General features: G+C 40.7%; 23 protein-coding genes. 12 read left to right on the top strand and 11 right to left on the bottom strand.

Going from position 1 to position 26,307, the window contains the following annotated elements:
- Positions 1-138 precede the first annotated feature (138 nt).
- The gene (locus BK581_RS14690) at positions 139-657 is read left to right on the top strand and encodes a hypothetical protein (RefSeq protein WP_078578866.1); all 519 of its coding nucleotides are present in this window, start codon (positions 139-141) and stop codon (positions 655-657) included.
- Between the two features lie 294 nt (positions 658-951).
- Here the strand turns inward: BK581_RS14690 and bshB2 are convergent, their stop codons facing one another.
- The 3 genes from bshB2 to BK581_RS14705 all read right to left on the bottom strand — a co-directional run bounded on the left by bshB2 (position 952) and on the right by BK581_RS14705 (position 3,022).
- The gene (bshB2, locus tag BK581_RS14695) at positions 952-1,623 is read right to left on the bottom strand and encodes a bacillithiol biosynthesis deacetylase BshB2 (RefSeq protein WP_078578867.1); all 672 of its coding nucleotides are present in this window, start codon (positions 1,621-1,623) and stop codon (positions 952-954) included.
- Positions 1,624-1,644: 21 nt separating this feature from the next.
- The gene (locus BK581_RS14700) at positions 1,645-1,995 is read right to left on the bottom strand and encodes a YojF family protein (protein WP_078578868.1); all 351 of its coding nucleotides are present in this window, start codon (positions 1,993-1,995) and stop codon (positions 1,645-1,647) included.
- Positions 1,996-2,056: 61 nt separating this feature from the next.
- Positions 2,057-3,022 (bottom strand): ATP-grasp domain-containing protein, encoded by a 966-nt coding sequence (locus tag BK581_RS14705; RefSeq protein WP_078578869.1) that lies wholly within the window; start codon positions 3,020-3,022, stop codon positions 2,057-2,059.
- 455 nt (positions 3,023-3,477) lie between these two features.
- On the opposite strand from BK581_RS14705, the gene BK581_RS14710 reads away from it, so the two are divergent.
- Together BK581_RS14710 and BK581_RS14715 are read left to right on the top strand one after the other, a co-directional pair.
- Positions 3,478-5,469, top strand: a complete 1,992-nt coding sequence (locus BK581_RS14710; protein ID WP_078578870.1) for a methyl-accepting chemotaxis protein — start codon at positions 3,478-3,480, stop codon at positions 5,467-5,469.
- Positions 5,470-5,770: 301 nt separating this feature from the next.
- A complete protein-coding gene (locus BK581_RS14715) occupies positions 5,771-7,243 on the top strand; it encodes a glycoside hydrolase family 32 protein (protein ID WP_276327424.1) in 1,473 nt (490 codons plus the stop codon).
- 69 nt (positions 7,244-7,312) lie between these two features.
- On the opposite strand, the gene BK581_RS14720 is transcribed toward BK581_RS14715, so the two are convergent.
- Positions 7,313-7,675: a response regulator gene (locus BK581_RS14720; protein WP_078578871.1), complete on the bottom strand. Its 363-nt coding sequence runs from the start codon at positions 7,673-7,675 to the stop codon at positions 7,313-7,315.
- Between the two features lie 394 nt (positions 7,676-8,069).
- Here BK581_RS14720 and BK581_RS14725 point away from each other — a divergent pair, with 394 nt between their 5' ends.
- The 6 genes from BK581_RS14725 (at position 8,070) to BK581_RS14750 (ending at position 15,877) form a co-directional block, all read left to right on the top strand.
- Positions 8,070-8,777 carry a uracil-DNA glycosylase gene (locus tag BK581_RS14725; protein ID WP_078578872.1) on the top strand — a complete coding sequence of 236 codons (708 nt, stop codon included), beginning with the start codon at positions 8,070-8,072 and terminating at the stop codon, positions 8,775-8,777.
- Positions 8,770-9,594 carry an aldo/keto reductase gene (locus BK581_RS14730; protein ID WP_078578873.1) on the top strand — a complete coding sequence of 275 codons (825 nt, stop codon included), beginning with the start codon at positions 8,770-8,772 and terminating at the stop codon, positions 9,592-9,594. Before BK581_RS14725 ends, BK581_RS14730 begins: the two co-directional genes overlap by 8 nt.
- A 42-nt stretch (positions 9,595-9,636) precedes the next feature.
- On the top strand, positions 9,637-10,509 hold the full coding sequence (locus BK581_RS14735; protein WP_078578874.1) for an NAD(P)-dependent oxidoreductase: 873 nt from the start codon (positions 9,637-9,639) through the stop codon (positions 10,507-10,509).
- A gap of 341 nt (positions 10,510-10,850) precedes the next feature.
- Positions 10,851-13,025, top strand: coding sequence for a PAS domain-containing sensor histidine kinase (locus BK581_RS14740; RefSeq protein WP_078578875.1), 2,175 nt, complete (start codon positions 10,851-10,853; stop codon positions 13,023-13,025).
- 700 nt (positions 13,026-13,725) lie between these two features.
- The gene (locus BK581_RS14745; RefSeq protein WP_078578876.1) at positions 13,726-15,519 is read left to right on the top strand and encodes a M3 family oligoendopeptidase; all 1,794 of its coding nucleotides are present in this window, start codon (positions 13,726-13,728) and stop codon (positions 15,517-15,519) included.
- Positions 15,520-15,532: 13 nt separating this feature from the next.
- Positions 15,533-15,877 (top strand): DUF5327 family protein, encoded by a 345-nt coding sequence (locus BK581_RS14750; RefSeq protein WP_078578877.1) that lies wholly within the window; start codon positions 15,533-15,535, stop codon positions 15,875-15,877.
- A 67-nt stretch (positions 15,878-15,944) separates the two neighbouring features.
- Here the strand turns inward: BK581_RS14750 and BK581_RS14755 are convergent, their stop codons facing one another.
- Complete coding sequence (locus BK581_RS14755) at positions 15,945-16,571, bottom strand: GNAT family N-acetyltransferase (protein ID WP_078578878.1); 627 nt, start codon at positions 16,569-16,571, stop codon at positions 15,945-15,947.
- A gap of 130 nt (positions 16,572-16,701) precedes the next feature.
- Here BK581_RS14755 and BK581_RS14760 point away from each other — a divergent pair, with 130 nt between their 5' ends.
- Both BK581_RS14760 and BK581_RS14765 read left to right on the top strand, forming a co-directional pair.
- On the top strand, positions 16,702-17,004 hold the full coding sequence (locus tag BK581_RS14760; RefSeq protein ID WP_078578879.1) for a hypothetical protein: 303 nt from the start codon (positions 16,702-16,704) through the stop codon (positions 17,002-17,004).
- Positions 17,005-17,114: 110 nt separating this feature from the next.
- Positions 17,115-17,486 carry a DUF423 domain-containing protein gene (locus BK581_RS14765; protein WP_211273980.1) on the top strand — a complete coding sequence of 124 codons (372 nt, stop codon included), beginning with the start codon at positions 17,115-17,117 and terminating at the stop codon, positions 17,484-17,486.
- 215 nt (positions 17,487-17,701) lie between these two features.
- On the opposite strand, the gene gerQ is transcribed toward BK581_RS14765, so the two are convergent.
- From gerQ to BK581_RS14790, 5 genes are all read right to left on the bottom strand, one after another.
- Entirely contained in the window at positions 17,702-18,217 is a 516-nt protein-coding gene (gene gerQ / locus BK581_RS14770; RefSeq protein ID WP_078578881.1) for a spore coat protein GerQ, read from the bottom strand.
- Positions 18,218-18,229: 12 nt separating this feature from the next.
- Positions 18,230-18,661 carry a cell wall hydrolase gene (locus BK581_RS14775; RefSeq protein WP_078578882.1) on the bottom strand — a complete coding sequence of 144 codons (432 nt, stop codon included), beginning with the start codon at positions 18,659-18,661 and terminating at the stop codon, positions 18,230-18,232.
- Between the two features lie 443 nt (positions 18,662-19,104).
- Positions 19,105-19,848, bottom strand: coding sequence for a hydrogen peroxide-dependent heme synthase (hemQ, locus tag BK581_RS14780; protein ID WP_078578883.1), 744 nt, complete (start codon positions 19,846-19,848; stop codon positions 19,105-19,107).
- 208 nt (positions 19,849-20,056) lie between these two features.
- Positions 20,057-20,797 (bottom strand): enoyl-CoA hydratase/isomerase family protein, encoded by a 741-nt coding sequence (locus BK581_RS14785; RefSeq protein WP_078578884.1) that lies wholly within the window; start codon positions 20,795-20,797, stop codon positions 20,057-20,059.
- Between the two features lie 65 nt (positions 20,798-20,862).
- Positions 20,863-22,791, bottom strand: coding sequence for an oxidoreductase (locus tag BK581_RS14790; RefSeq protein WP_078578885.1), 1,929 nt, complete (start codon positions 22,789-22,791; stop codon positions 20,863-20,865).
- Between the two features lie 433 nt (positions 22,792-23,224).
- Between BK581_RS14790 and pta the strand changes: the two genes are divergently transcribed.
- Positions 23,225-24,199, top strand: a complete 975-nt coding sequence (gene pta / locus BK581_RS14795) for a phosphate acetyltransferase (protein ID WP_078578886.1) — start codon at positions 23,225-23,227, stop codon at positions 24,197-24,199.
- Between the two features lie 220 nt (positions 24,200-24,419).
- Here the strand turns inward: pta and BK581_RS14800 are convergent, their stop codons facing one another.
- Entirely contained in the window at positions 24,420-26,246 is a 1,827-nt protein-coding gene (locus BK581_RS14800; protein ID WP_078578887.1) for a DNA ligase D, read from the bottom strand.
- Between the last annotated feature and the right edge of the window lie 61 nt (positions 26,247-26,307).

The raw sequence follows: 26,307 nt of genomic DNA on the forward strand, positions 1-26,307 counted from the left end.
TTTATGGTAAAAGAGGAAATAAATAAGTCATTTTCCTTCATATAAGTCATACAGTATGTTATATTAAATTATTAAAATCGCTATGAGTCTATGGATGCTTCGTGGGGTAACTAAATGTTAATTCAGGAGGTGATACGGATGGTTGGCTATTCTAGTCCGTTTGCAGGAAGGTATTTGCGATATGTTCTTTCAATGTTACTTTTTGGACTTCTTGGTCCGGTAATGCTCTGGCAACAGGGTGTGTGGCCTGTCATAGTCAGTTTATTACTTGCTGCTTTATGCACGCTTGGTTACGATTCTGCCACTCATTTATTTGTACGGGTCAAATCATTAAAGATAGTCAATGAAAAGCCTCTTCTTTCAATACATGCTATAAAGATTGGACCTGAAAGTAAAGGATTTATTGTGTTAACAGATCGTTTTGTTATTTTCGTACCACTGTGGAAAAAAATTAAGACAGTGCTTCATACAGATCACATTGTTCGCCATGAATTTGAAGGGGAACGTCTTGAAATAACTGCAAAGTTTCGAAATAAGCATAGAACATTTGAATTTTATGTCTCATCCCCGGAGCGAGTTAAGCTATTATTAGAGGAAAAAAGTGGGCGTTCTTTGCCTTATAAATATGATAAACATCAGAAACATCCCAATGTTTAAATGTTTCGTACAAGAAAATAGGCGACGTGTAGATTCGAGGAATGCGGTTGAGAGAATAGTTTCAGGCAAAGGAATTGTCATGAGGATACCTCATTCTTCAGTCGTTATGCGTATTTAGCTAGATTAGCGCTAAAGACCTTATTTGTTAAAGCTAATTGTCTCATCACTTCGGTGTCTTAAAATAAGGCATGCTCGAAGGCGGCTATTAGAGAGCTCTGCTCATATAAGATTTGATTTCCCAGCTATTATGGAGCGGGTCACATTGCTTTTATTAAAAAAGCTGCTGAGGGTAGTTTAATCTCCCTCAGCCACTGGATAGGTCCAAAACCGTTCAATTGTTAACCGTTCAATTATGTCTTTATCTTCTGCTTTATAACCTTGTTTCATCGCCTCAATCATACCAGCCGTCTGTGAGGTGTGAGCTTCAATAACCTTTATTTTTTGTGCTGTATATGGCGTAATGTCATTAATGACATCAGGCTCTCCGAGCATCTCTTCACAACCGTTTGAAAAGGCAAGGGCGTGTACTTTAGGACGAGATCCTTTTGGTAGCCGCTGGACAGCTTGAATAACGGCCGCTCCTGTCGCATCATGGTCAGGGTGAACAGCATACCCTGGATAAAAGGTTATAATGAGGGAAGGATCAACTTCCTCAATCACATCGAACAGGCGATTTTGTAGAGCTATTTGGTCGGTGAATTCTACCGTTTTATCACGCATCCCGAAACGCCTTAAATCTGTGATACCTAATAATCGTGCAGCTTCTTCCAATTCTTTTTTGCGAATAGAAGGGAGGGTTTCACGATTGGCTATAATAGGTCGGCCCATATTTCGGCCCATTTCTCCAAGTGTTAAGCAAACATATGTGACAGGTGTCCCTGCTTGTGTGTGGGATAAGATAGTTCCTGCAACCCCGAAAGCTTCATCATCAGGGTGAGGAAAGACAACGAGAACATGTTGTTCCAACAAGATCACTTCCTTTCCATTTTATTTAGGGAATGGAGAGGCACTCATTTGCAGTGCTACAGCTAATTTTCCCTCTGCGTCATGACCAGCTAAAAGGAGACGTCCCTTACTATCTAACTCCCACTCAGTAAGTCCCTCTGCGTATAGCCAGCCTTGCTCTGTTTCCAATCCTATCCGATAAGGTCCCTTACCAGTAATTTTTCCTTGTAAAAACGTTAACTGTACATTTCTAATAAAGGCGCCAGCTGAGAAAAATGCCTCATTTTTATGGGTAGCATAGGCCCCATTTGTCGTTTCTAAATGAATATATAGCGCTTGTCCTGCTACTTTTATCAAATGTTCTTGAACAAGCTTGGGATCTATTGGTTTCATGTAAAATCCTCCTTCCTTGTGTCATCTAAACCCATGTTAGCTTCCCAATCATTATACGCTATTAAACTGAATTATCAGCACTATGTTTTTTTAAATCAAGTAAAGCGGTGTTTAAATAAGCCGCAATTTCTTTCATGCCAAAAATATTGGCCTTTTCTTCTGCTTGAGGGTTGTAATTCGTATTTGTGTTGACATCATATGTGTAGATTTGTCCGTCTGTATCGGTAATTTGTTCAATACCCGCAAAAGTGATGCCATTATCAGTAAGAAATGCTTCGTATTTTTCAATAAGAGGGCTAGAGAAGTCAGTGATGATGTCAAATTTAGCTTTTGGTGCGTCGCTGTTAGTACCATCGGCTGGACAAAACTGTTCACCGATTTGACAAGCATCAGCTGGGCACAATTCAAACCCTTCGGACGTGTCTACTTTTACTGCATATAAAAATTTGCCTCCTACGAACTCACAGCGTGTAATGGAACTGTCTGGAGCTTGGATGTATTGCTGTAAAAGCATGATTCCATCGATTGAAGGCTCGACAACGTGATTTTCAATTGCTTTCTTGAAGTCGTTTACATGCTCGAAACGTTGCACACCAAGCCCTTTACCTGCTCGGTTATGCTTCGTAATAAACGGTGTTTCAAATTCATCAGCGGCTTTAAGTAAGGCGTCTACCCCTACGGCAGCCGTTGTTTTAGGGACGCGTATCCCATGTTTTTTTAAGGCTTCATATTGGGCTACTTTGCTTACTTCAAGTCTTAATGCTCGCGAGTCATTTAGCACTGTTCTACCATGAGATTCTAGCCAAGTTAGCACAGCACTTGTAAGTTCTGGTGCATAGCGGTGGCCGCGTGTATGTGAAGAGGCACTCATCCGATTATAAAAAATCCCAGCTGGTGGTATATCATCAAGCGGGAGAGTTCCTTCATGTAAATGCCAACTTTCATAAGGCGTGTTCAGCTCCTCTAGAGCCGTTAATAATGGTGCCGTCCATTCGTCATTTTCATGTATGATATAAATTTTCATCAGTTCTTGTTCATCCTCTCAAGGTGTTCTTTCATAACAGAAACCGTCCGTAAACCTCTCGCCTTAAAAATAGAGAATGGAGACAACTGGGACGTTAGTGTCTTGATTGAAGGTTTGTTTTATATTTTAACAAGAGAGATCAGTTGTGCAAAATAAAATCGCTTATTAGTATTAGAAGGCGAGTTGTATGATCAGTTTTTTTGCAGGAACTGGTGTACATTTTTGTGAAAAGACTATCCGCTTTTTGGAATAAATGGGCTTCTTTATAATAGATACAAATTATTTAAAAGAGGCCTTCCAGATGTTGGATGTGTTATTAATGTGCTTACATTACCAAAAAAATCGTTAAATTTCATATAGATAATATATTCATAGGTATAAGTGCTTGTTTAAAGTCAGAAAATAGTGAATAATATATGAAATAGATCATAAGTCTTAGAACAAAAGGGGTGTTTTAAATGATGCAATCAATAAAAGGTAAGCTGGTGATCTTCACTAGTTCACTTATTATAGTAACTATGGTTGTAACGTCATTGATCATTTATTTTCAATTGAGTCAATCAATTGAAGAGCGCGTAGAAAGTACAGCAGGCGCTACTGCTGAAGATTTAGATGAATTTATTAGGACTTATTTAGAAAGATTTAGTCTTTCAACTAGGTTGCTAGCAGAAGATGAGCGAACAGTCTCCTTTCTTGAGGAGAATGGGACATCAACTGAACTATGGGAAAGTTTAGTGACTTCCCATGAAACCTTTATGCAAAATGAAGAAGGAGGACAGCTTGTTTATGTTGGGTTAGAGAGTGGCGAGTTTTTCTCCACACCAGAAATTGAGGTTCCAGAAGGTTTTAATGCGGCAGAGCGCCCGTGGTATATGGCAGCAGTGGAACAGCCGGATGACATTGTGTGGACAGATCCATATATCGATGCGGAGACAGGTGAATTGGTTATCACTGTAGCAAAAGCTGTCAATGTCCCAGAGAGCGGTCAAGTAGTGGGTGTACAATCCATAGACCTCTCGCTAAATGGCTTAGTGTCGTTACTTGAAACACGAGATATAGGTTACAATGGTGAGTTGGCACTTATTGATAGTGAAGGGATCATCATTGCTCACCACGACCAGTCACAAGTGGGAGAGAGTATGGCTGAGGACACTCATTTAGCAGCTGTAACTACATCAGAAGCAGATGCAGGTAGTATTAGCTCTGGAGGGAGGACGGCCTTTTATGAGGAGGTAGATGGATACGGGTGGAAGGTAGTGTCTATTTATCGTGATAGTGACTTGTATTCAGAGTTAAACGACACGCAGTATACGTTTATTATAGTAGGTATTATCGCAGTTATTATAGCTATTATTGCCTCTTATATGGCAGCAAGTAAGCTCGCACACCCAATTCGTCAATTAAGTGATCAAGTTAAAAAAATAGCAGCAGGAGATTTTTCCATCAAGATGAAGGTAAAGGGGAAAGACGAAGTGAATCAACTTACCCACTCAGTCAATGAGATGAGTGAAGAGCTGCGTAACTTGATTGGGTCTATTCAAGGATCGGCAAATCAATGTAAAGCGATGGCAGAGGAATTAAGTGCTGTGTCTGAAGAAACGTTAGCCACTAGTGATGAAATATCATCGGCTATTAATGAAGTGGCTGAAGGGGCATCCCATCAGGCGGGAGATATTGAATCTGTCAATAACCAAATGAAAACGTTGGCGGAGCAAGTGGATCGTGCAACGTCCCAAACTACTGAGATGAACGGTGTATCTCAAAATATGAAAATGGTGAATGACAAAGGGTTTGAACAGATGAAAGAATTAGAAGAACGTACAAAAACGTCACGAGATGAGTTTGAAAATGTCACAAGTGCGGTTAAAGAATTAACAATGAAAGTTAATGATATTGGACAAGTAGTAGATACCATATCGCAATTTGCCGATCAAACGAATTTGTTAGCGCTCAATGCCAGTATTGAAGCGGCTCGAGCAGGAGAGCATGGCAAAGGGTTTGCTGTTGTTGCTGATGAAGTACGTAAGCTAGCAGAACAATCGATCAGTGCTACAGAAAAAATCCGTGCAAATCTAATAGAAGTGGAGAAAGAAACAGAACGAGTTGAGAACTCTATGGAGAAAGCAAATACTATAAGTGCAGACCAGCACCGGGCTGTTAGTGATACACACGAATCATTCACTGATATTATTCAACAGATCGATATATTAACAAACACATTGACGGATCTGACAGAAGATTTAAGAGGTGTGGATAAGCAGAAAGAAGAGATTCTAGGTGTGATCGAAAGTATTTCCAAAGTCTCAGAAGATGCTGCCGCAACTGCTGAGGAAGTCTCCGCTTCTTCTATGGAACAAACAAAGGCGATTGAAGCAGTCGGAACGACAGCTGAACAACTAAACGACCTTAGCACTGAATTACAGCAAAAAACGAATAGGTTCCAGTTATAAATAGATTAATAAATGACTGCTTATACATGAACCAAAATGTTTAATCATACATTTAATTAAAGTCCAAATAGAGAGAGCTATTAACATTAGCTAGCAAGTAGCAGAATAAAAAGTATGTTAATTTTAAATGATAAAACCCGCGGGCCCGCTCTGAAAGGAGAAGGGTCCGTTTTAATACAGTCAAAGACTTAATTATAAACAATTTTTTATGAATTAATGGGTGACATTGTCCCGGCCCGTTAAGAGACGTATAATAGAGAGTAAAATGAGATAAACGTAATATGAAATGAGAAAGTGATCTATGGAAGGAGACGTCAGCATCGTTATGACAGACAATGAAAAAAAGTTGCATGAACAAGCCTACGAAGAGGTAGAGAAAAAGCGCCACATCGATAAAATAGACCCGTATAGACAAATTTTTCATGTAATGCCACCGACAGGTCTGTTAAATGATCCAAATGGGTGGATTAAATGGAAGGGAACTTACCACTTATTTTATCAATGGTATCCGTATGATACGACCCATGGTTCTAAATACTGGGGACATTATTCATCAAAAGATCTTGTCACTTGGAAAGAGGAACCTATTGCATTAGCACCGAGTGAATGGTACGAGAAAAACGGCTGTTATTCAGGTAGTGCTGTTGATAACAATGGCGTTCTCACGCTGATATATACCGGGAATGTCAAGGATGAAGAGGATAGACGTGACTCGTATCAATGCGTTGCTACATCCACAGATGGCACTCATTTCACGAAACTAGGGCCTGTTATTGAATCACTGCCAGATGGTTATACCGCTCATTTTCGTGATCCGAAAGTGTGGAAGCAAGGCGAGCTTTGGTATATGGTGTTAGGCGCCCAAACGGTTGAAGAGAAAGGAAGAGTTGTCCTCTATACATCTAAAAACCTAACTGATTGGGAATTTAAAGGGGCTATTGCCGGAGCTGGCATTGGAGGTATCACTGATTTTGGATATATGTGGGAATGTCCTGATTTGTTTTCATTAGATTCTAAGGATGTTTTAATTATTTCGCCACAAGGGCTTGAACAAGAGGGCATTCATTATCAAAATAAGTTTCAAGCAGGCTATTTTATTGGGGAAGTTAATCTGGATAACGCCATTTTCCATCATGGTGATTTTGCAGAGTTGGATCATGGGTTTGAATTTTATGCGCCTCAAACAACGGTGGACGAAAACGGACGACGACTATTAACGGCATGGATGGGAGTGCCAGAACAAGATGAAGAAACGCAACCGACGGTGACAAACGGTTGGCTTCATTGTTTAACTATCCCTAGAGAACTGCATATTCACGAAGGACGTCTTTGGCAGACTCCTGTAAAAGAGCTTCAAAAACTACGTCATGATCAAGAGAGCATCACGCAAACCTTGTCTGCTAGTGACCTGCTAACGTTTGGAGATTTAGCAGAGACAGCAATGGAATTTGTTCTTACAGGTCTTGAAGAAATCAAGGGAATCTTCGAATGGACGTTCAGAAATGAGGCACGGCTTATTTTTAATGCGGCTAGTCATATGCTAACGCTTGAAAGGAGAAACACGCGAACGCATTTAACTGAACAGCGTCACGTTAGAATAGACTCCTTAAAACGCCTTCATGTGTTTATGGATGCTTCGTCGCTAGAAATATTCATCAATGGAGGGGAAGCGGTTATGAGTGCTAGATATTTCCCATCCCCAAAGGATAAGTCTCTTACGATGAGAGCCGACGAACAAGTCATGATCTCTCTAGACAAATGGGTGCTTTCATAAAAACATCGCGTAATCCCAATTAAATAAAAAGTCGCAACTGTCTCATGGGACAGTTGCGATTAAGTCGTGTTATCGTGCTAACGCTTTGTCTAAAGCTTCTTTGATTCGTGTTTCATCAAAAGGTTTAACGATAAAATCAATAGCCCCTTTTTGAATCGCGTCAACAACCATATTTTGTTGGCCCATTGCCGAACACATAACGACTTTAGCATTGGGATCAAGTGATTTTATTTTCTCCAGTGCCTCAATGCCATTCATTTCAGGCATCGTTATATCCATTGTGACGAGGTCGGGACGGTGTTCTTCATATAAATCAACCGCCTGTTTGCCATTTTCAGCTTCGCCAATGACTTCATAACCGGCATCGGTCACCATTTTTTTTAATGTCATTCTCATAAACGCAGCGTCATCAGTAATTAACAGTTTTGCCATTTTACAGCCTCCTATGAATCTATTAATCAATAGTATTGCTTACTTTTTCAAAAAATGTAGGATGATAGATTCACAATAATGAATAGTGTATACAAACTAAAGTCCTTTATATTATGCCACAAAAGCAGTATTTTAAAAAGAGGAGTTTTCTATCTACATTTAAAAACTTACGACTTTATTATCATGTAAATAGAAAAATGGTGTAGTGACAGGGTCTAAAGTCTGTTAGGAGAGAAAAAATCAACACGTAAGTAGCTTTTTAAAGGAGTATAAAGTCCTATTAAAATGTTTCTTTAAGCGAACGATACCTGTCAGTTGTTAACGACCACCTTGATAGTGATCAACGTCATTGGACTGTCATCACAATGTTGAAAATGATGAAAGAAGTGATCAAATGCTACCACTTAAAAACGATTGGAAGGACCAACTTGGTAACGAGTTCAAGAAACCTTATTATCTCCAGCTGCGCGCATTTTTAAAGGAGGAATACAGGGAACAAACTGTGTATCCGTCAATGTACGATATTTTTAATGCTTTACATACCACTTCGTACGAGGAGACGAAGGTGGTCATTATTGGTCAAGACCCTTATCATGGCCCTGGTCAAGCTCACGGTCTGAGTTTTTCTGTACAGCCAGGCGTTAAAGTGCCACCATCATTACAAAATATTTTTAAGGAGCTCCATGCCGACTTAGGTTGTCCAATTCCACAGCATGGCTACCTTCAATCGTGGGCAGAACAGGGTGTCTTGCTCCTTAATAATGTTCTAACTGTTAGGGAAAGAACGCCGCAATCTCATCAAGGACAAGGGTGGGAAGTGTTTACAAGTGAAGTGATTAAAGCATTGAATAAGCGTGAACGACCAGTAGTATTCATTTTATGGGGGAAACATGCCCAACTGAAAGGTGAACTTGTGACGAACGGTCATCATTTAATAATTGCGTCACCTCATCCAAGCCCCTTCTCAGCTCATCGGGGTTTTTTCGGAAGCAGACCGTTTTCACGGACGAATGAATTTTTGGCACGCATCGGTGAGGAATCGATTAAATGGGACTTACCTATTACGGTGACTAAACGAGGTGAGGAGGATAAGCATGAATAGTTTGGCAGATAAAACAGTCTTAAATAACGGTGTGGAGATGCCTTGGGTTGGCCTTGGAGTTTACAAAGTAACAGAAGGAGATGAAGTTAAAGCAGCGGTCAAAAGTGCCTTGAAGATAGGATATCGTAGCATTGATACGGCTTCCTTTTATGGAAATGAAGAAGGTGTTGGCCAGGCTATCGCTGAATCAGGGATTCCAAGGGAAGAGATTTTTGTTACCTCAAAAGTGTGGAATGATGAGCAAGGTTATGATGAAACATTAGAAGCCTTTGAGCGGAGCCGGCAGAGACTTGGATTAAATGTCTTAGATTTATATTTAATTCATTGGCCTGTGGCTCACACGTATAAAGAGACGTGGTGTGCCCTTGAGAGGTTATATACTGAAGGAAAGGTTCGAGCTATCGGTGTCAGTAATTTTCTGAAACATCACTTAGAAGAGCTGCTCGATGAAGCTCGGATAATACCAGCGGTTAATCAAATAGAATATCATCCGTGGTTGACACAACCTGAGTTGCACCGTTATTGCCATGATAAGGGGATACAGCCGGAAGCATGGAGCCCCCTGGCGAGAGGTAAGAAATTTGATGATCCTATTCTCAGTGAGCTTGCTGAGAAATACGATAAAACACCTGCACAAATCTTACTGCGGTGGGATCTTCAGCAAGGTGTTGTGACAATTCCAAAATCTGTGAAGGAGAGTCGAATAAAAGAAAATGCCAACCTATTTGATTTTCAACTAAGTGAAGAGGATATGGTACTTCTTAATACCTGTAATTGTGAACTGAGATTTGGGAAAAATCCAGAGATCTTTGGGTAATGGAGATGAATAACAGCCTTAGGAGAAAGGGAGTAGTTACGAATGACTCAACCACGTATAGGTTTTATTGGCACAGGTGTCATGGGTAAAAGTATGATTCGGCATTTAATGAAAGGTGGATATGACCTTTATATTTATAACCGTACGAAAGAAAAAGCAAGAGAACTTATTAATAAAGGAGCTCATTGGTGCGAGACGCCTGGGGAGCTTGCTGAGTCTGCACCTATTATATTTACGATCGTCGGTTATCCCTCGGATGTGGAGGAACTCTACCTTGGTAAGGATGGCTTGTTAAACCGAGCATCTCGTGGGACTACCCTTGTTGATATGACAACGTCAAAGCCGGCACTTGCACAACGCTTGTATGAGGAAGCGAGTAAACGGGAGATGCATATGATGGATGCCCCAGTTTCAGGAGGAGATGTGGGAGCGAAACAAGGCACGTTGGCTATTATGGTGGGTGGAGAAAAGGATGTTTTTGACACACTTCTCCCTTTATTTCGACTTTTTGGTGAAAATATTCAACTTCAAGGAAGGGCTGGAGCTGGCCAATACACAAAAATGGCGAATCAGATTGCTGTAGCTGGAACCATGTTAGGAGTTAGTGAAGCATTGGCCTATGCAAAGACATCTGGGTTAGATCAAGATAATGTATTAAAAAGTATCCAAACTGGGGCAGCAAGAAGCTTTGCTTTATCAGAACTGGCTCCTCGTATGGTCAAAGGAGATTTCGAACCGGGCTTTTATATTAAACATTTCATTAAAGATATGCGGATTGCGATCGAATCAGCAGAGGAGCTAGGTTTAAAGATGCCGGGACTCAGCTTGGCAAAAGAGTTGTATGAAAAACTTGCCGAAACCGGTCAGGAGAATGCTGGGACACAGGCATTGTACACCTATTATATCAATCATTAATTTCAATATTCATCACTAATCATAACAGGTTTAAGGGTAGGAAGTTTATATTCATAGTGAAACGCTGGATAAGCTCCCCTGTATCTGACGAGATAACAATCACTTTTAAACAAACTATTACAGCTTGATTGATTACCTGACTCAAAAAATAACCTGTATATCCTCCTTTAGGCATTAAAAAACCGGATCTGTAGGGGGTTTATAAGGTTCTTAGGAGAGTAAGCTCGTATTTAAAAGGAAGTCAGGTGTCGATTTATTGCGAAAAGTGTCGTATTATTAAACAAGACTTAGTCTATACAGAATATCAATGAGAGAAAGTGAACGAAGTTAGGGGAATCAAAATGTTCCGAACATTAAGGGCTAAACTGTTAATTGTGTTTATACTTATTACGTTCATACCTATGTCGGCTGTGGGCGTCATCAGTCATACATTACAAAAACAAGAGATTACTAATAATATAGAGCGACTTATATCATTACAGAGTTATAGTTTAACAAAAGAAGTTCAGCGATTCATTGAGGAAAAGCTCATGGATGTAGCGTATTTCGCTCAAAATCCTGTGCTCATAGATCCAGAGAGCACAGAACTGGAAGTAAGGGAGCAGCTTTATACATTTTTAGATACCCATGATATTTACGGGAGTATTATTTTGTTAGACGAAGAAGGTGTCGTCACAGCAGGAGTAGAAACATCTGTCATTGGTCAAGATTTAAGTGAAAGAGAGTGGTTCCAAAAAGCATTAGATGGCGAAACGTCGATGTCAGATCTTTATGTTTCTCCGGTATTAAATGAGCCTATGCTCGTTTTAGCGGCGCCTATTTATAATGCGGAGGATGAGCTTATTGGCGTTGTCTCTCCTTCATTTAAACTTGGTTTTGTCTATGATATGCTGCAAAACTATACTGTGGAGCAGCAAGAGGCAGGCTGGGGAGGCTACACATTCATTCTAAATAGCGAAGGGGATGTGGTCGGTCACCCTGACGGAGAAAAGCTACTAACAGCCAATTATTTTGAGCAGAAAAATATTCCGCGTGAAACAGTGGAAGAGTTAATTAATAATTATGAAGTGGCTGAAACAGTGGATGGGGAAGTCTACTCTTTTTCAACGATGCACCCAATCCCCGGATTTGACCATGTTTGGTATGTGGGAATTGCCATGGAGGAATCTGAACTGTATGCGCCGCTCAACGGATTACTCATTGGGTATCTCGTCGTATTCAGTATGGTATTAATTATTTTGACGTTCGTTGCTTATGGTCTATCTAAATATTTGTTAAGGCCTATTGGTCACCTTATAGAAACAACGAAGCGTATGGCAGCTGGTAGCCGGGATAACCAGCAGTTTGTGAATGCTTACGAAGAAGTGAATCAGCTGAATGAGACATTTAAACAGATGACCATGGAGCTTGATGAGAGAGAGACATATCAGAAGAAAGCTGTAGGTGTGATTGAAGCGACGGATAATGGTGTTATTGCCATTGACAGAGAAACGAAACAGTTGACACTGTTCAATAGAAAATGTGAAGAAATATTTGACGTGCCAAAAAATGATGTGATTGATAAAACAATAGAGCACTTGATGGATGAGTCCCCGCATTTTGAATCTTTAGTCGAAAAATCTCACTTGTTTGAGTTACTTGATAAAGAGGAAATAGTGACACAGTTTGAAGTGGATTGCCCTAGTGGAGGGAGTCATAAGACATTATTTTTAAGTGTGACAACATTACCGGGTGCTGAAAATGCTCATGATGAATTACTCATTGTTTTTTATGATTTAACAGAAAAGAGAAAAATGGAAAAAGAATTGCTTCGCTCTGAGAAATTAAAGGTTGCTGGGGAGATGTCAGCTGGTTTTGCCCATGAAATTAGGAATCCTCTGACAACAATTAAAGGATTTATTAAATTGTTTGATGAACAAGACGGCAAAATGAACCCTAAATATTATAAACTTGTCATGGATGAAATTGATAGAGTGACAAAGATCGTGAATGAGCTTTTAAACATTGCTAATCCAAATGTCTGTGAGGAAAAAACAAAGGTGAATATAGATCGTATGCTAGAGAATATATTAACATTATATGAAGGACATATGAATCGCCATCACATTAAATCGGAAACATTTTTACACGGGTCTTTACCTGATATAGAAGCAGACTCTAATAAACTGAAACAGGTTTTTATAAATTTAATTCAGAATGGCATCGAAGCCATGCCAGACGGTGGACAGATGAATATCCATACAAAACTAGGACATTCTGAAAACAGTGAAGAGGTTATTGTTATTCGAATAGAAGACACTGGAGAAGGTATGGATAAGGATACGATGGATAAGCTTGGGACACCTTTCTTTACAACAAAAGAGACAGGTACCGGTCTCGGTTTAACAACGAGCTTTAGAGTGATTGAAGAGATGACAGGAACGATAAAAGTGTCATCTACACAAGAAAAAGGCACGGTGTTTACAATTTCGATCCCAGTGCATGGTCCATCTGTAGAGAGGCAAAATAAGCATTAATCGAGAATGTTTCATGTTAGACAGACGTCAGGGAGTATGACGTCTGTTTTATTTGTCACAGATAATCGTCAGTAAAACCGAGCACTCAACTATTAATCAGTGGGGGAAGACCGAACGCCCGCTGATTGAAGGTTCGTTTGACGTGACTGTAGTGAATTATTTCATTTTTTGAGCTATTCGTGATACATTGAAACTACTGATGTAAAGGATGGGCGGTCATGTAGGAAACGGGGAGCCACTCGGTTAATTGGCTGTTACTTAGTTGAGAAAATATTTAAGGGACATGACATGAAAAGAGATGCAACCTATCGGGAAGAAGTACCCCTTTGCTCGTCATTCGAGGGCAAGGGAATATATCATGTTTTTCGAACAGGGACAACGTAGTGTGTAGGATAAAAACCAGAACAGGCTGTTCCTGCACTTATTCCGTTCTTTTTTACTAACTGAACAGCGCAACGAATGGCAAACAGGAGAAAAAGTGACTGAGATAATAGGGAAACCACTATTTATTTCGTTTGTTGGTCTGCTCAAAAAAAAGCCTATTAAAGAGTTAGATGTAGCCCCTGCCAGCTAGCTATATCTCAAAAGGAAAGTAATGGCGCTCATATATGGGGGTCTGATCAATTCGGGCGACTTGGAAAGAGTCACATATTTGGAGGTATTTTCATATGCCAATCTTTAAAGACGAGGAGAGAGGATTATGACGACAACGTATCATGACGTGTGGGATTTGGACAGTATCTTTTCTGGGGGCAGTCACTCACAGGAATTTAAGGGTTATTTAAAAAGCCTTGAAGCGACGTTGACGTCTTTTCAAACTGAACTGGATGACACGAAGAAAGCAAACAATACCAATACAGTATTATGGGTTGAGTATCTAGAGAGATCACAAAAAATAAGTAAAAAAGTAAGGGAAGCTAGTGCTTTCATTAGTTGTCTCACTGCTCAGGACGTAACGGATGAGAAGGCAAAGTTGTTAGGGGGAAAAGTGAAGCAACTTTCCTCAAAATATGCCTCGATTATGACATCGATTGATGAACAGCTCTTAGCCTTTAGTGAGTCACAGTGGCAAGATTTTATTTCACAAGAAAAAATACAGGAGATCCTTTTTAATGTGAATGAGCGGAGAGAACAGGCGAAAGAAAAGCTTTCTGCTGATAAAGAGAGGCTTATTCAACGCCTTTCTATAGATGGCTATCACGCATGGGGAGACATGTACAATGTGATTGTTGGCCGTTTGAAAGTGGCCGTCGAGGAGAATGGCGAAACAAAGCACCTTTCTATCGGGCAGGCCGCAAATAAGATGTCAGATAAAAATAGAGAGATGCGCAAGCATGTGTTTAATAGGTATGAGCAGGCATGGGAAAAAGAAGCGGATCTCTTTTCTAACACACTTAATCATTTAGGAGGTTATCGGCTTGAAACATATGCAGCTCGAGGCTGGGAAGATGTTTTAAAGGAGCCGTTACAGATTAACCGCATGAAGCAAGAGACACTTCATACGATGTGGGAGACGATCACAAAGAATAAAAGTGACTTTGTAAGGTATATGGAGAGAAAGGCTGAACGACTTAACATTGATAAGTTAGCTATGTATGATGTGGCGGCGCCATTATCGCAAAAGGTGACGAGCATAAGTTTTGATAAGGCAGCGGCGCTAATCATTGAACAATTCCATTCTTTTAGTCCTAGAATGGGTGATTTTGCAAAGCATGCTTTTGAAAATCAATGGATTGAAGCGGAAAACAGAGAAGGAAAGCGGCCTGGAGGATTTTGCACCAATTTCGCTGAAAGTGGTGAATCCCGTATTTTTATGACGTATGATGGCTCGGCGTCTAATGTGGCGACGTTAGCTCATGAATTAGGTCATGCCTATCACCAGCATGTGATGAATGACTTGCCTCAGCTTTCACAACGTTACGCCATGAATGTAGCTGAAACAGCGTCCACCTTTGCTGAAACAATCGTAGCTGATGCCACTATTCAGCAAGCTAAAACAGATGAAGAAAAAATTCAATTACTCGATAATAAGTTAAATCGCGCTATAGCCTTCTTTATGAATATACACGCCCGCTTTCTTTTTGAATTACGTTTTTATGAAGAACGCAAAAGTGGCCCTGTGAGCAAAGGGCGTTTAAATGAAATAATGCAAGATGCTCAAGAGGAAGCTTATTGTGATGGGTTAAGTGAGTACTCACCCCATTTTTGGGCATCAAAATTACATTTTCATATAACGGGTGTCCCCTTCTATAATTTCCCTTATACATTCGGTTATTTATTCAGTACTGGTATTTATGCAAGAGCTCAGAAAGAAGGTCAAGCATTTGAAAAAAAATATGTGGACCTTCTAAGGGACACGGGACGCCTCAATGTCGAGGAGCTAGCGAAGAAACATCTTCATGTAGATTTAACGAAGCCGGACTTTTGGCAAGAGGCTATTGACGTAATCAAAAAAGACATGAGGACCTTTATGGCACTAACTGAAAATAAATGACTGGAGGAACACAATGGACATTTCAGCGAAGCTTGTGCTGAAAAAAATGGATGAAGAGATGGCAAAGTTGAAACAGGCACTTAACCAGTCTCCAAATTCAAGCCAATATCGAGAAAGTGCTCAAGCATTAAAAACGTATTGTGATTTACTTTTAGATTCTGAGCTGCATCTGTACGACACAAAATCGAATCACCAATCATCACTCTCAGATGAAGCTGTTAAACACGCGATGTATGGAGACTTGGAAGAGGGGCGGCATGAGCGGACATTACGTCAAGGAGCCGCTAAAAAAAACACGACAGATCCCATTTATGATGAGGGAGATAGTCCTTCAAGTGATAGTTTATTTGACTTTTAAAAGCCTATAGTGATTAGTTTATAAGAAAAGATCCGGTGCAGAGTTTAAAGCCTGCAGCCGGATTTTTTCATGTGAGAGCTGGGTTTTTCCACTCTACAAGTACAGCGTAATTTTTGGACTCCTCATCTTCTACGTAATGAGGTAGAATCTGCAACGGCTTAAGTCCTTGACGAAGCATAAATGTGAGAACAAGATCATGAATAAGGCCCTGCTCCACGTTATTGACATAGGATTCAACATCCAAAGTATTTGAGTAACGATGGTAACCAGGAATACGGCACCCTGCTACATATCGTGTTAAGCCTAACTGTGTCACGAGTTGCTTACGAGCGTCATACAAAGCTTTGGCTACACCTTTTCCACGAAAATCTGGTCTCACACATAAATCAATCCCGTAAAGTGTGTCACCGTTAGGCTCGTGTGAGGACTGAATATACCCTTTATCGGATATATCTTCCCACGTATGAGGCGAACCATCATACGTCGTGATAAGCGATGTGGCGGAGCCAGCCGGTTCACCATTTAATTTAGCAAGTAAAGCACCTTCTGCGAACGTGTTAACATGTGCGTTAATATGCGCTTTTGACCACCAGAGCTCCTCTGGAAAAGGGGGAGGGAAAGCTTCCTTCTGAATTTGAAGTAGATCTTTATAATCCGACATTTTATACGGTGTCACAACTAGATGTTCGTTCATTTGTATCGCTCCCATCAGCTTTACTATGCTGATTATAGAAGAGATAGCCAGTTATCTGCAATAGCTATCATACATATTTTTTTTGAAAGAAGCCAGCCTACAAACTAATAAGAGAAGGGGGATGGTTAAAATGTTAGGTAATAATGATTTTATAGGATTACCGGTTTTTTTTAGATATTTCTCAGGTAATGGCACAGATATGAAACTTGAAGAAGATAGGTATGACCTTTTTATTAATGGAGAGCATATTGGCCAACATACATTATATGCGGAGAAAGAGGACGTAACAGATATTTCAGATTTTCTCGATTTGCAGGGCTTCCATCATGTCCAAATGGATGTAGAAGGAGATCACATTCTGATTCATTGTGGAAATAAAGCTGAAGCTGATCAGATTGAGGAAGCCCTTCGCGTATTTATAACGAATCGATAAGCTTTACTAAAAAAGAGACGGCATAAAAAGCACGTCTCTTTTACGTTTTAGCCAACGTATGGTATGTTATGGATGACGAGCTTTAGATGGAAAGGAGAGTCTGATGTGTGATGAAATTATTTCTATTATTAGGAAGTTTAAATGGTTTTTTATTTGTAGCGTTAGGGGCATTTGGTGCCCATGCTCTGAAAGATCGATTGGAGGCGAACGGTTATGTAGAGACGTTCCAAACAGGTGTCCAGTATCACATGATCCATGCGCTTGCTTTAATAGGAGTGGCTATTCTGACACGCTATTTATCAGCTACTGGACTTGTTCATGGAGCAGGCTGGGCCTTCTTGGTAGGAATTATCTTATTTTCAGGTAGTCTTTATGCGTTAAGCTTAACAGGCATTCGTGTATTGGGTGCTATTACACCGCTTGGTGGTGTGGCGTTCCTCACTGGCTGGGTACTATTATTTGTGGCTGCTTGGATGGAGTAATAATGGTGACACAAGGCGTTTTGCTACGAAGAACAGTGAGGGGTAGAAGATCCTTTCAACGTTGTTTGTCGTGAGAGGTTATCCATGCCATTTATATAAAGGATGTCCCTTAAAAACCGCGCGAGGCGTTTTTTTGGAACATCCTTTTACTCATTTATCACAGGTAAGCGTCCGTAAAACGCCACTGATTGAAGGTTCGTTTTATAAGGTTACTTTTATCGTGGTGAATATGTCGCTAATTGCTGTTGAGCACCGTCGAATGGATAGTCGTATTCAATCTCATCGTCAAACGTGACATAATCTAAATTGATCATAAGTAATAAATAACGTTTATCTGTCTGAGGGTCACTTATAATAATATGATCTCTTCCAGCCGCTTCAATCACACCTTTAAATATTTTCGCATTCCATTTCTCATTATTTTCATACGTCATATAAAAAGTACCAATACGTCCTCGATTTAAACGAAGAATGTTTTCAATGTACGATTGTTCTAATGGCAACATACCAGGTTGATCAGGTAAGAAAGGTTGTTGGAACTGCTGCTGCATAAATTGTGGCGGTGGTGGCATCGGAGTGCCTGGCTGGAATGGGAATGGTTGCTGCATATAAGGCATAGAGGTCATAGGTTGCATGGGTGCCATCGTGCTAGGCTGTTGTTGCCTTGGCTGGTCCGCTCCGTAATTGCCGAATCCTGAGCTTGGATAAGTTGAGCCTTGTTGAGAAAACATTTTATCACTCCTTTAATATGTGGTATAGACAGACGGACACTCAGACGGAATCGGTCTATAAAAGCAATGCAGTTTATATCGACCTGAATTCCATTGTCCCCACCATTGTTCGGGACAAGGGCCATCAGGACGGAAAAACCATAAATCAAATTCTCCTGGCGTGAAGCGTTCACCTTGTACGAGTCTTCTCGCCAGACGAATCTCTCTTTCGCGTGGACTCTGATAGAAATAACCCTTCTGGACGGCCTCAAAGCCCCCAGGCGATTGGTAAGCCATTCTATCAATTGTATTAATATCTTCAAAATCAAGACATCGAGCTCGCACTCTATTAACCATCACATTACCTGCACTTAGCATTCCTGCTTCGCCTTCTCCTTCAGCTTCAGCACGCATAAGTCGGGCTAACACAGCAATATCTTGCTCTCGTGCTTTAATAACAGCCACAACACACCTCCTTTAAAACTGCGGCTTGGTTGCCTGCATATAAGGCTGATTCATACTAATGCCATTGTATGTACGACATGATAGACCTATGCCTATAAATACACTGTAGATCATGCTATTTTGAAAAAAATCATATTTATCGCAGCTGCCCGTAAAGCTCACTGGTCAAAATAGAGAGGAGAAGTAAATCTATATAGTCTGGCTAACGTCCGATAATATCCTGAATGACGCCATTACCAATTAGTGAGAGAAAAACAAAAATATCCACTGATTGAGGGTTCATTTTATGAATATATGAGAGAAGGAGGATGTGCTGTTTTTTTATTTGTCGGTTTACGGGGCACATCTCAAAAGGGGGGAGGAGGGAGAGCAAGAAAGAAAAATAAGAAGACTAAAAAATCCCCAAACCAAGAGTGAACTGGATTTTGGGGACAGGATGTCTGTTAGACGTAAAGGTATTGTTTGATGGCGTCCTCTTCAAGAAGTGTGCCAACATAAAAAGAGCCAAATTCACCATAACGGGCACTCACTTCATCAAAGCGCATTTCATATACGAGCTTCTTAAATTGCAAGACATCATGGGCGAATAAGGTGACTCCCCATTCCCAATCGTCAAAGCCGACTGAACCGGAAATGATTTGTCGTACTTTGCCGGCATAACTTCTTCCAATCATACCGTGGCTTCTCATCAACGATTGACGCTCTTCCATGGATAGCATATACCAATTATCGTTTCCATTACGACGCTTGTCCATCGGATAGAAACAAACATATTCCCACTTCGGCAAGATGGGTTTTAAGCGGGCTTGAATTTCAGGATCCTGTTCAGGATCTTTATCTGATGGTAAGTAGTTACTTAATTCAACAACGGATACGTATGAATAAGTAGGAATCGTAAATTCTGCAAGTCGTGTTTTATTAAACGCTGTTTCAATCTCAATAAGTTCATCCATTGTTGGGCGAAGGACCATAATCATGAGATCTGCTTTTTGCCCAAGAATGGAGTATAATGTGTGACTCCCTTCAAAAGACGCCTGTGCGTCATCCCACTTTTTTAAAAGAGTTAAAAACTCCGCCATAATCGATTCTCGTTCTTCTGACGATACTTTTTTCCAGTCTGTCCAGTTAATTTTACGGAAATCGTGTAGCACATACCATCCATCTAATGTTTTAGCCGGCTCTGCCATATCTCGTCACTCCTGTTCTTTTTATATCGTGCCGTAATCTATCTTACACTTCATATTATACAAAGGTGTATAGTGATTGCCAAACAGCTTGCTCGATAAGACACATGCTTACCAAACAGGACGAAGAGGCAAGTTTAAAACGGATAGGATGTCAAAGGGACACCTTATCCGTTTCAACACTAATGTTGTGTTATATATGTGAAGCTTATTATCGTGATTTCTTTAAAAAAGCGTTAATGGCATCACTATGGGCTTGAGACTTTCCAGCCATGTACTGGTACTCTGCTTCACGATCTAGCACGTCTTGTAAGGAACCATTAAGGCCATTTTTCATCATGGATGTCATCGCACTATAAGCAGGTTGTGGCACTTGTTTAATTTTCTCAATAAACTCATAGGGTTCACCAATTTGATAGATAAGACCAATCCGATGGGCTTCTTCAGCTGTAATGGGTTCCCCGATCCCAAGTTCAATGGCTTTACCTAGACCGAGAATGCGTGGAAGGTAATAGGAGGTGCCGGCATCGGGGGCGAGCCCTATCTTTAAAAAGCTAAGGGCTAGCTTAGCATCAGCGCTTGCAAATCTAAAATCACATGCAAGAGTAAGGCTAAGTCCTGCACCTACGGCTACACCGTTAATATAAGCTATCGTTGGTTTGTCCGTGTTATCGATCAGAGGAATGAGTTGATTAAAGGTCCGTTTCAGATAGTCACTGTGATTAAAGTTCTTTAGTGTTTCTGTAGGGATACTTTTTAAATCGGCACCACTTGAAAAAGCATTTTTGGCCCCAGTAAGAACGATGACTTTTACCTTATCACTAGTACTTGCCTGGTCCCAAACATGATATAACTCCTTATGCATTGTTTCATTGAGAGCATTTTTTACCTCTGGTCTATTCAGTGTTATGGTGGCGACACCATTTTCAATATGATAAAGAATGGTTTCCATTGGTTTCCTCCTAAATGAATTATTAATTTTAGAGCTAACCTTCTGATGATGAGCTAGACAAGAAACTAAAGTGATCGCCCTAAAAGAGTTCCTTCGTAAATAGCATTTTTGGCATCAAGCCCTTGAGCATTTTTAGCACCTCCAATCACATAAAAAGGCTTCTCTAGTGATGATTCTTGCAAAGAAACTCCGTCATTTGGTAGCTGGCCAGCAGCTAGAGCGATCATCGTATCGGATAAGGTGTGTTGTTTATTTTCTATAGTAAAGGTGATAGAGTCGGCCGTCATGGCATCATACGTTGAAATTCCGCCAATCATATTCACACCTGCTTGTTTGAGCTCCTTTAACGTAGCCCAACGCGTTGTTTTACCGGTACCTCTAGCGAATTTAGTACTTCGCTGTAGAAGAGTAATTGTTTCAACACCTTTATCTTTTAGGAACAAAGCTAAGTCACAGGCAATACCTCCACCTCCAATAATGGTGACATGATGATAGGGGACAATACGACCTTCAAAAAGATCTCTATAGCTAGGGGTAGGCTGGTCATCAATGCCTTTAATGTGTGGTTTTCGAGGAATAATTCCGGTGGCAGCGATGATCTCATCTGCGTCCTTTAATAGAGGTGAGTTGTTGTCCACGTGAGTGTTAAGGTGCAGTTCAACATTTAATTGGTCCAGCTGTGTTTTGTAATAACGAAGTGTTTCGTTAAATTCCTGCTTACCAGGAATGAGCTTAGCAAAGTTCAATTGTCCCCCAATATAAGGTTTGTCATCAGCTAAAATCACGTGATGGCCTCGTTTAGCAGCAACCCGTGCGGCCTCCAGTCCTGCTGGCCCAGCGCCAATGATGAGAAGGCGCTTACGTTTAGTCGCTGGTTTCATATGCAGCTCCGTCTCCCGGCCGGCTTCTGGGTTGACAAGGCAAGAGGCCGTTTTGCCTTCAAAAACATGATCGAGGCAGGCTTGATTACAAGCGATACATGTATTAATATCACTGAAACGTCCTATTTTAGCTTTGGAGAGGAGAGCAGGGTCTGCAAGAAAAGGACGAGCCATGGAAATAAGCTCTATTTTTCCTTTCTGAATAATAGCAGCAGCATCTTGTGGATCGTTAATTCGATTGCTAGCTACAACGGGAATGGATACGGCCTCGGCAATCCTTTCAGCAACTGGCAGGAAGTGCATTCTTGGAACTTTCATTGATATAGTAGGAACCTGCGATTCGTGCCAACCGATACCCACATTAAGCACATCGGCACCGGCTTCTTCCATCGCTTGCGCCCATTGTATGGTCTCTACTTCTGTTGTGCTGTTATCAATAAGATCAAGTCCTGACAATCGGAAAAAAACCGGATAATGAGCCCCTACCATATCGCGAACAGCTGTCACGATTTTAGTGGGAAATGCTAATCGTTTTTTAAGGGAACCTCCCCATTGATCCGTGCGCTTATTTGTCACCGGTGAAACGAATTGATTGATTAAATAGCCTTCAGAGCCCATGATTTCCACCGCATCAAAACCAGCCTCTTTTGCACGCCAAGCCCCAGTAGCAAAGTCACTAATGGTTTGTTCGATGTCCTCGTGAGATAATTCTTCAGGGGTGTCAGGGTTAATTGGTGATTTGAGAGGGGAAGGGGCAACAGGTGATTGACCTATTACATCCTTATAGGCGTAACGACCTGCGTGAAATAATTGAAGTGCGATCGCTCCACCTACTTTATGAATAGCTTGGGTTAAGTGTGCCCATCGCTCAATATCATCGTCATCATAGATAGACATAAAATCAGGGCCTCCACTTCCTACAGCATTCACTGCCGCGCCACCTGTCACGATTAAGCCAACGTCATGGGTAGCACGCTTTTCGTAGAAAGCTGTTAACTTTTCCAATCCATTCTCCAGTCCTTCAAGACCGACATGCATCGATCCCATGATGACACGATTTTTTAAAGTCAAAGAACGAATTTGCAACGGTTGAAATAGCGCCTCACAGTTCATATTTAACCTCCTAAATAAGATATAAATGAGTGAATGCTCATTCATTATACTAAATAAATGAATGCGGTTGCAAGATTAATATCATGCCAGTCAAAGTAAGTTAATTAAGAATTGGGTAAATAATTGAAGGAGACTAACCGATAAAACAGTGGGATTAAAAAAATGGATGGCATAGACGGGGGATTAAGCTAGTAGGCTCTTGTCCTGATTCACTAAACTTCCAATTAATTAGGGGAATAACGAAAACGTCCATTGATTGAAGGTTCGTTTAATATGAAAAATTACAAGGTTTGAATTTAAGGGGGAAACGGTAAAATAAGACTTAATTGTGTTCAGAAAATTAAAACTTTTAATAGCAAGCGGTCCCATTAATTTATTTTTTTCTCCAGAAGGAGTATGCTAATAGATAGTGAGTCATAAAGGAGGAATTCCTGTGAGCGATATGTTTACAGCTATACAAGAAAAAGTAAAAAAAGCCAACCCTTCTATCGTATTTCCTGAGGGAACGGATGAGCGCATACTTGAAGCGACGGTGAGGTTGAAAAAGGATGGCATATTAAATCCTGTATTAATAGGAAATGAAGATGAGATAAAGGCGAAAGCTGAGGTACACAATATAGATGTCTCAGACTTAACGATTTATGATCCTGAAACATACCCAGGCTTTAGTGATTTAGTAGACGCTTTTGTGGAACGTAGAAAAGGAAAAAATACGAAAGAAGAAGCAGAAAAAATCTTAAAAACACCTAATTACTTTGGTACTATGCTCGTCTATACAGATAAGGCTTCTGGTCTTGTGAGCGGCGCAGTCCATTCAACAGGTGATACGGTGAGACCGGCTCTACAAATTATAAAAACGAAAGCTGACGTAAAAAAGACGTCAGGTGTGTTTGTCATGGTTAAAGGAGAAGAACGCTATATATTTGGCGACTGCGCCATTAATATTGCGCCTGATAGCAATGACTTAGCGGAAACGGCTATTGAAGCAGCTAAAACCGCTAAAGTGTTCGGAATTGACCCTAAAGTTGCGATGCTCAGTTTCTCGACAAAAGGTTCAGCGGTAAGTCCAGAAACAGAAAAAGTCATCGAGGCGACGGCGTTAGCTAAAGAAAAAGCGCCAGAACTTACATTAGATGGAGAGTTTCAGTTTGATGCAGCCTTTGTGCCAACTGTTGCGGCTAAGAAAGCGCCAGATTCTCCTTTAAATGGACAAGCAAATACATTTATATTCCCTAGTTTAGAAGCAGGTAATATTGGCTATAAGTTAGCACAACGCCTTGGGAATTTTGAAGCGATCGGACCAATTTTACAAGGCCTGAATAAGCCAGTAAATGATTTGTCCCGAGGTTGTAATACAGAAGATGTTTATAAGCTTGCACTCATCACAGCTATGCAAGGCATCAACTAATAACTATGGTAGTCAGGGCCCTCTCATAAGCAGTTGCTTATGAGAGGGTCTTGTTGTGTTATTTGCTTAGACTGCTATGAGAAAAAATATGGCACGCTTTTTACTACTGAAAAGGGGAGTATATGTTTAACCAATTCTCTAATACAGCTTGTGACTGCTCAATTAGCTTTACATTATTTAAGGTGAAAAGTGTAGTGGTGTTTATTGGGAGAGAACTGTTCTACTCTCTTAACCGGCTTAGAAGAGTCTCAAGGGCAGATTCATTCGTAGTCTCATACATAAATCTAAAAGGGTCTCCCTTTTGTAAAAGGCGATCAGCGACGTTCTTAACGGTAAAGTGAGAGGGGGAAAGATCCTCATTAACTTCTTCCCAATAGAGTGGAACAGACACCGTTCCTTCTTTTTCACCTCTTGGTGAGTAAGGGGCAATGAGTGTTTTTCCGGCATCATGCTGTAAATAATCGAGGTATAAGCGCTCGCCTCGGTTCTTTTTCAAACGCTCAGTCGTGAATAGGGAGGGGTCCTGCTCACATAGAAAATGACAGAGGAAAGAGGTGACTGTGCGAGTCTCATCATATGAAAACCTCCCCTTTGGTAATGGAATATACAGTTGCAACCCTTTTCGGCCAGATGTCTTAATGAAGGAAGTAATATGACACTCATTGAATATCGCTCTAAAGCGTTGGGCGGCTTCAATGGCTAACGGAAAATGGTTAACTGAAGGTGGATCCAAGTCCAAAACGATTTCAGTTGGTTTACGTTCCGTGTAAGGCTGAAATGGAATGTGAAATTCTAAAGCGAGCTGATTTCCTAACCAAAGAAGGGTGTCCATGCTATTACATGTGATATACGTTATATCATCTTCTTGAGTGGTGTTAACGAAGTCAGGGGCGTAGTCAGGAATGTTTTTTTGATAAAAAGCGTCACCGTCTACACCGTGTGGATAGCGGATAACTGTCAGCAAGCGGTTGTGCAGAAAAGGAAGCATGGACGGGCCGACTTGTTGTAAGAAGATCAGGTAATCGTCTTTTGTCATGTGACAGTTTGGCCAAATTGGTTTGTCACGATGTGTGATCACCACAGGAGAGGGGAGTGGATAAAGTTGTCTCTGCATCTGCTCCCACGTGCAGTGATCAGGGTGTTCCTCTAATAGAAACGATGAAAAACGGGGCTCACGCAAGTGGGAACCGTCAAAATCAATGCACCCAACGCTTACACAAATCGAAGGTGTCAGTTGCCAAGTAGTAGAAGTCATCCGTTGTCCGTTTTGTGTAAAAATGGATATAAGTGTTTGACGCTCTTTATCACTAAAGCCGTGTTTCACATCAACAATTGGGGTTAACGTATCCTCCCTGTAGACTGCTCCCTGGAAATAACCATTAAGTTCGTTATACTCTAATAAGATCACATTGATCAATCGCCAGAATTTCTTTTTTAACCATTGTTTACTTCTGACGCCTTCTTTGTATGACGATGCGGCCTTTTTAGCGATGAGCCCTTCTCCATTAAATTGAACGATCTTGTCCCAGAGACGGTCCATTGACGTAGAAGGATTAATGTACTGAAGGTAACGGCTGTCTTCGGGTATAACGGATAATGGAAGGTCGAGTGTCTTAAACAAGAGAGATAATTGCTTCTGTCGTTGCTGTAAAGGTATTGTTAACAGAGATGTCCCATTGATTTTTAGTAAATCAAACACAACAAGGTGGCAAGGAAGTGTCGTTGCTAATTGCTCAATCGCTGTTACTTTCTTCATTCTGCTCCTTTTTTGCACGGTAGAAAAATGACTTTTATAGCTATTCACTAAATGGACTAATTCACCATCAAGTTGAAGGGGGACATACGGCTGTAAAGCATTTGTAAGCTGCTGGATAAAGGCTTCAATCTCGGGAAAGGCAGGGTTTAAAACCTTGCCAGTTTTGCTTAATAATTGCACGCTATTTGTGTCTATAAGAAGAAGACAGCGAAAACCATCATATTTCACTTCATACTGCCAATCATCACCTTCAGGTAACTGTGTGGCAGGCGTTAAACGCATTGGTATCATGTCATCTCCCTCCTCTCAGATAACTGTCAATATTTTAGCCAAAAATCGCCTGCATAATCCC

Source organism: Salipaludibacillus agaradhaerens (assembly GCF_002019735.1).
GTDB classification, from domain to species: Bacteria; Bacillota; Bacilli; order Bacillales; family Salisediminibacteriaceae; genus Salipaludibacillus; species Salipaludibacillus agaradhaerens.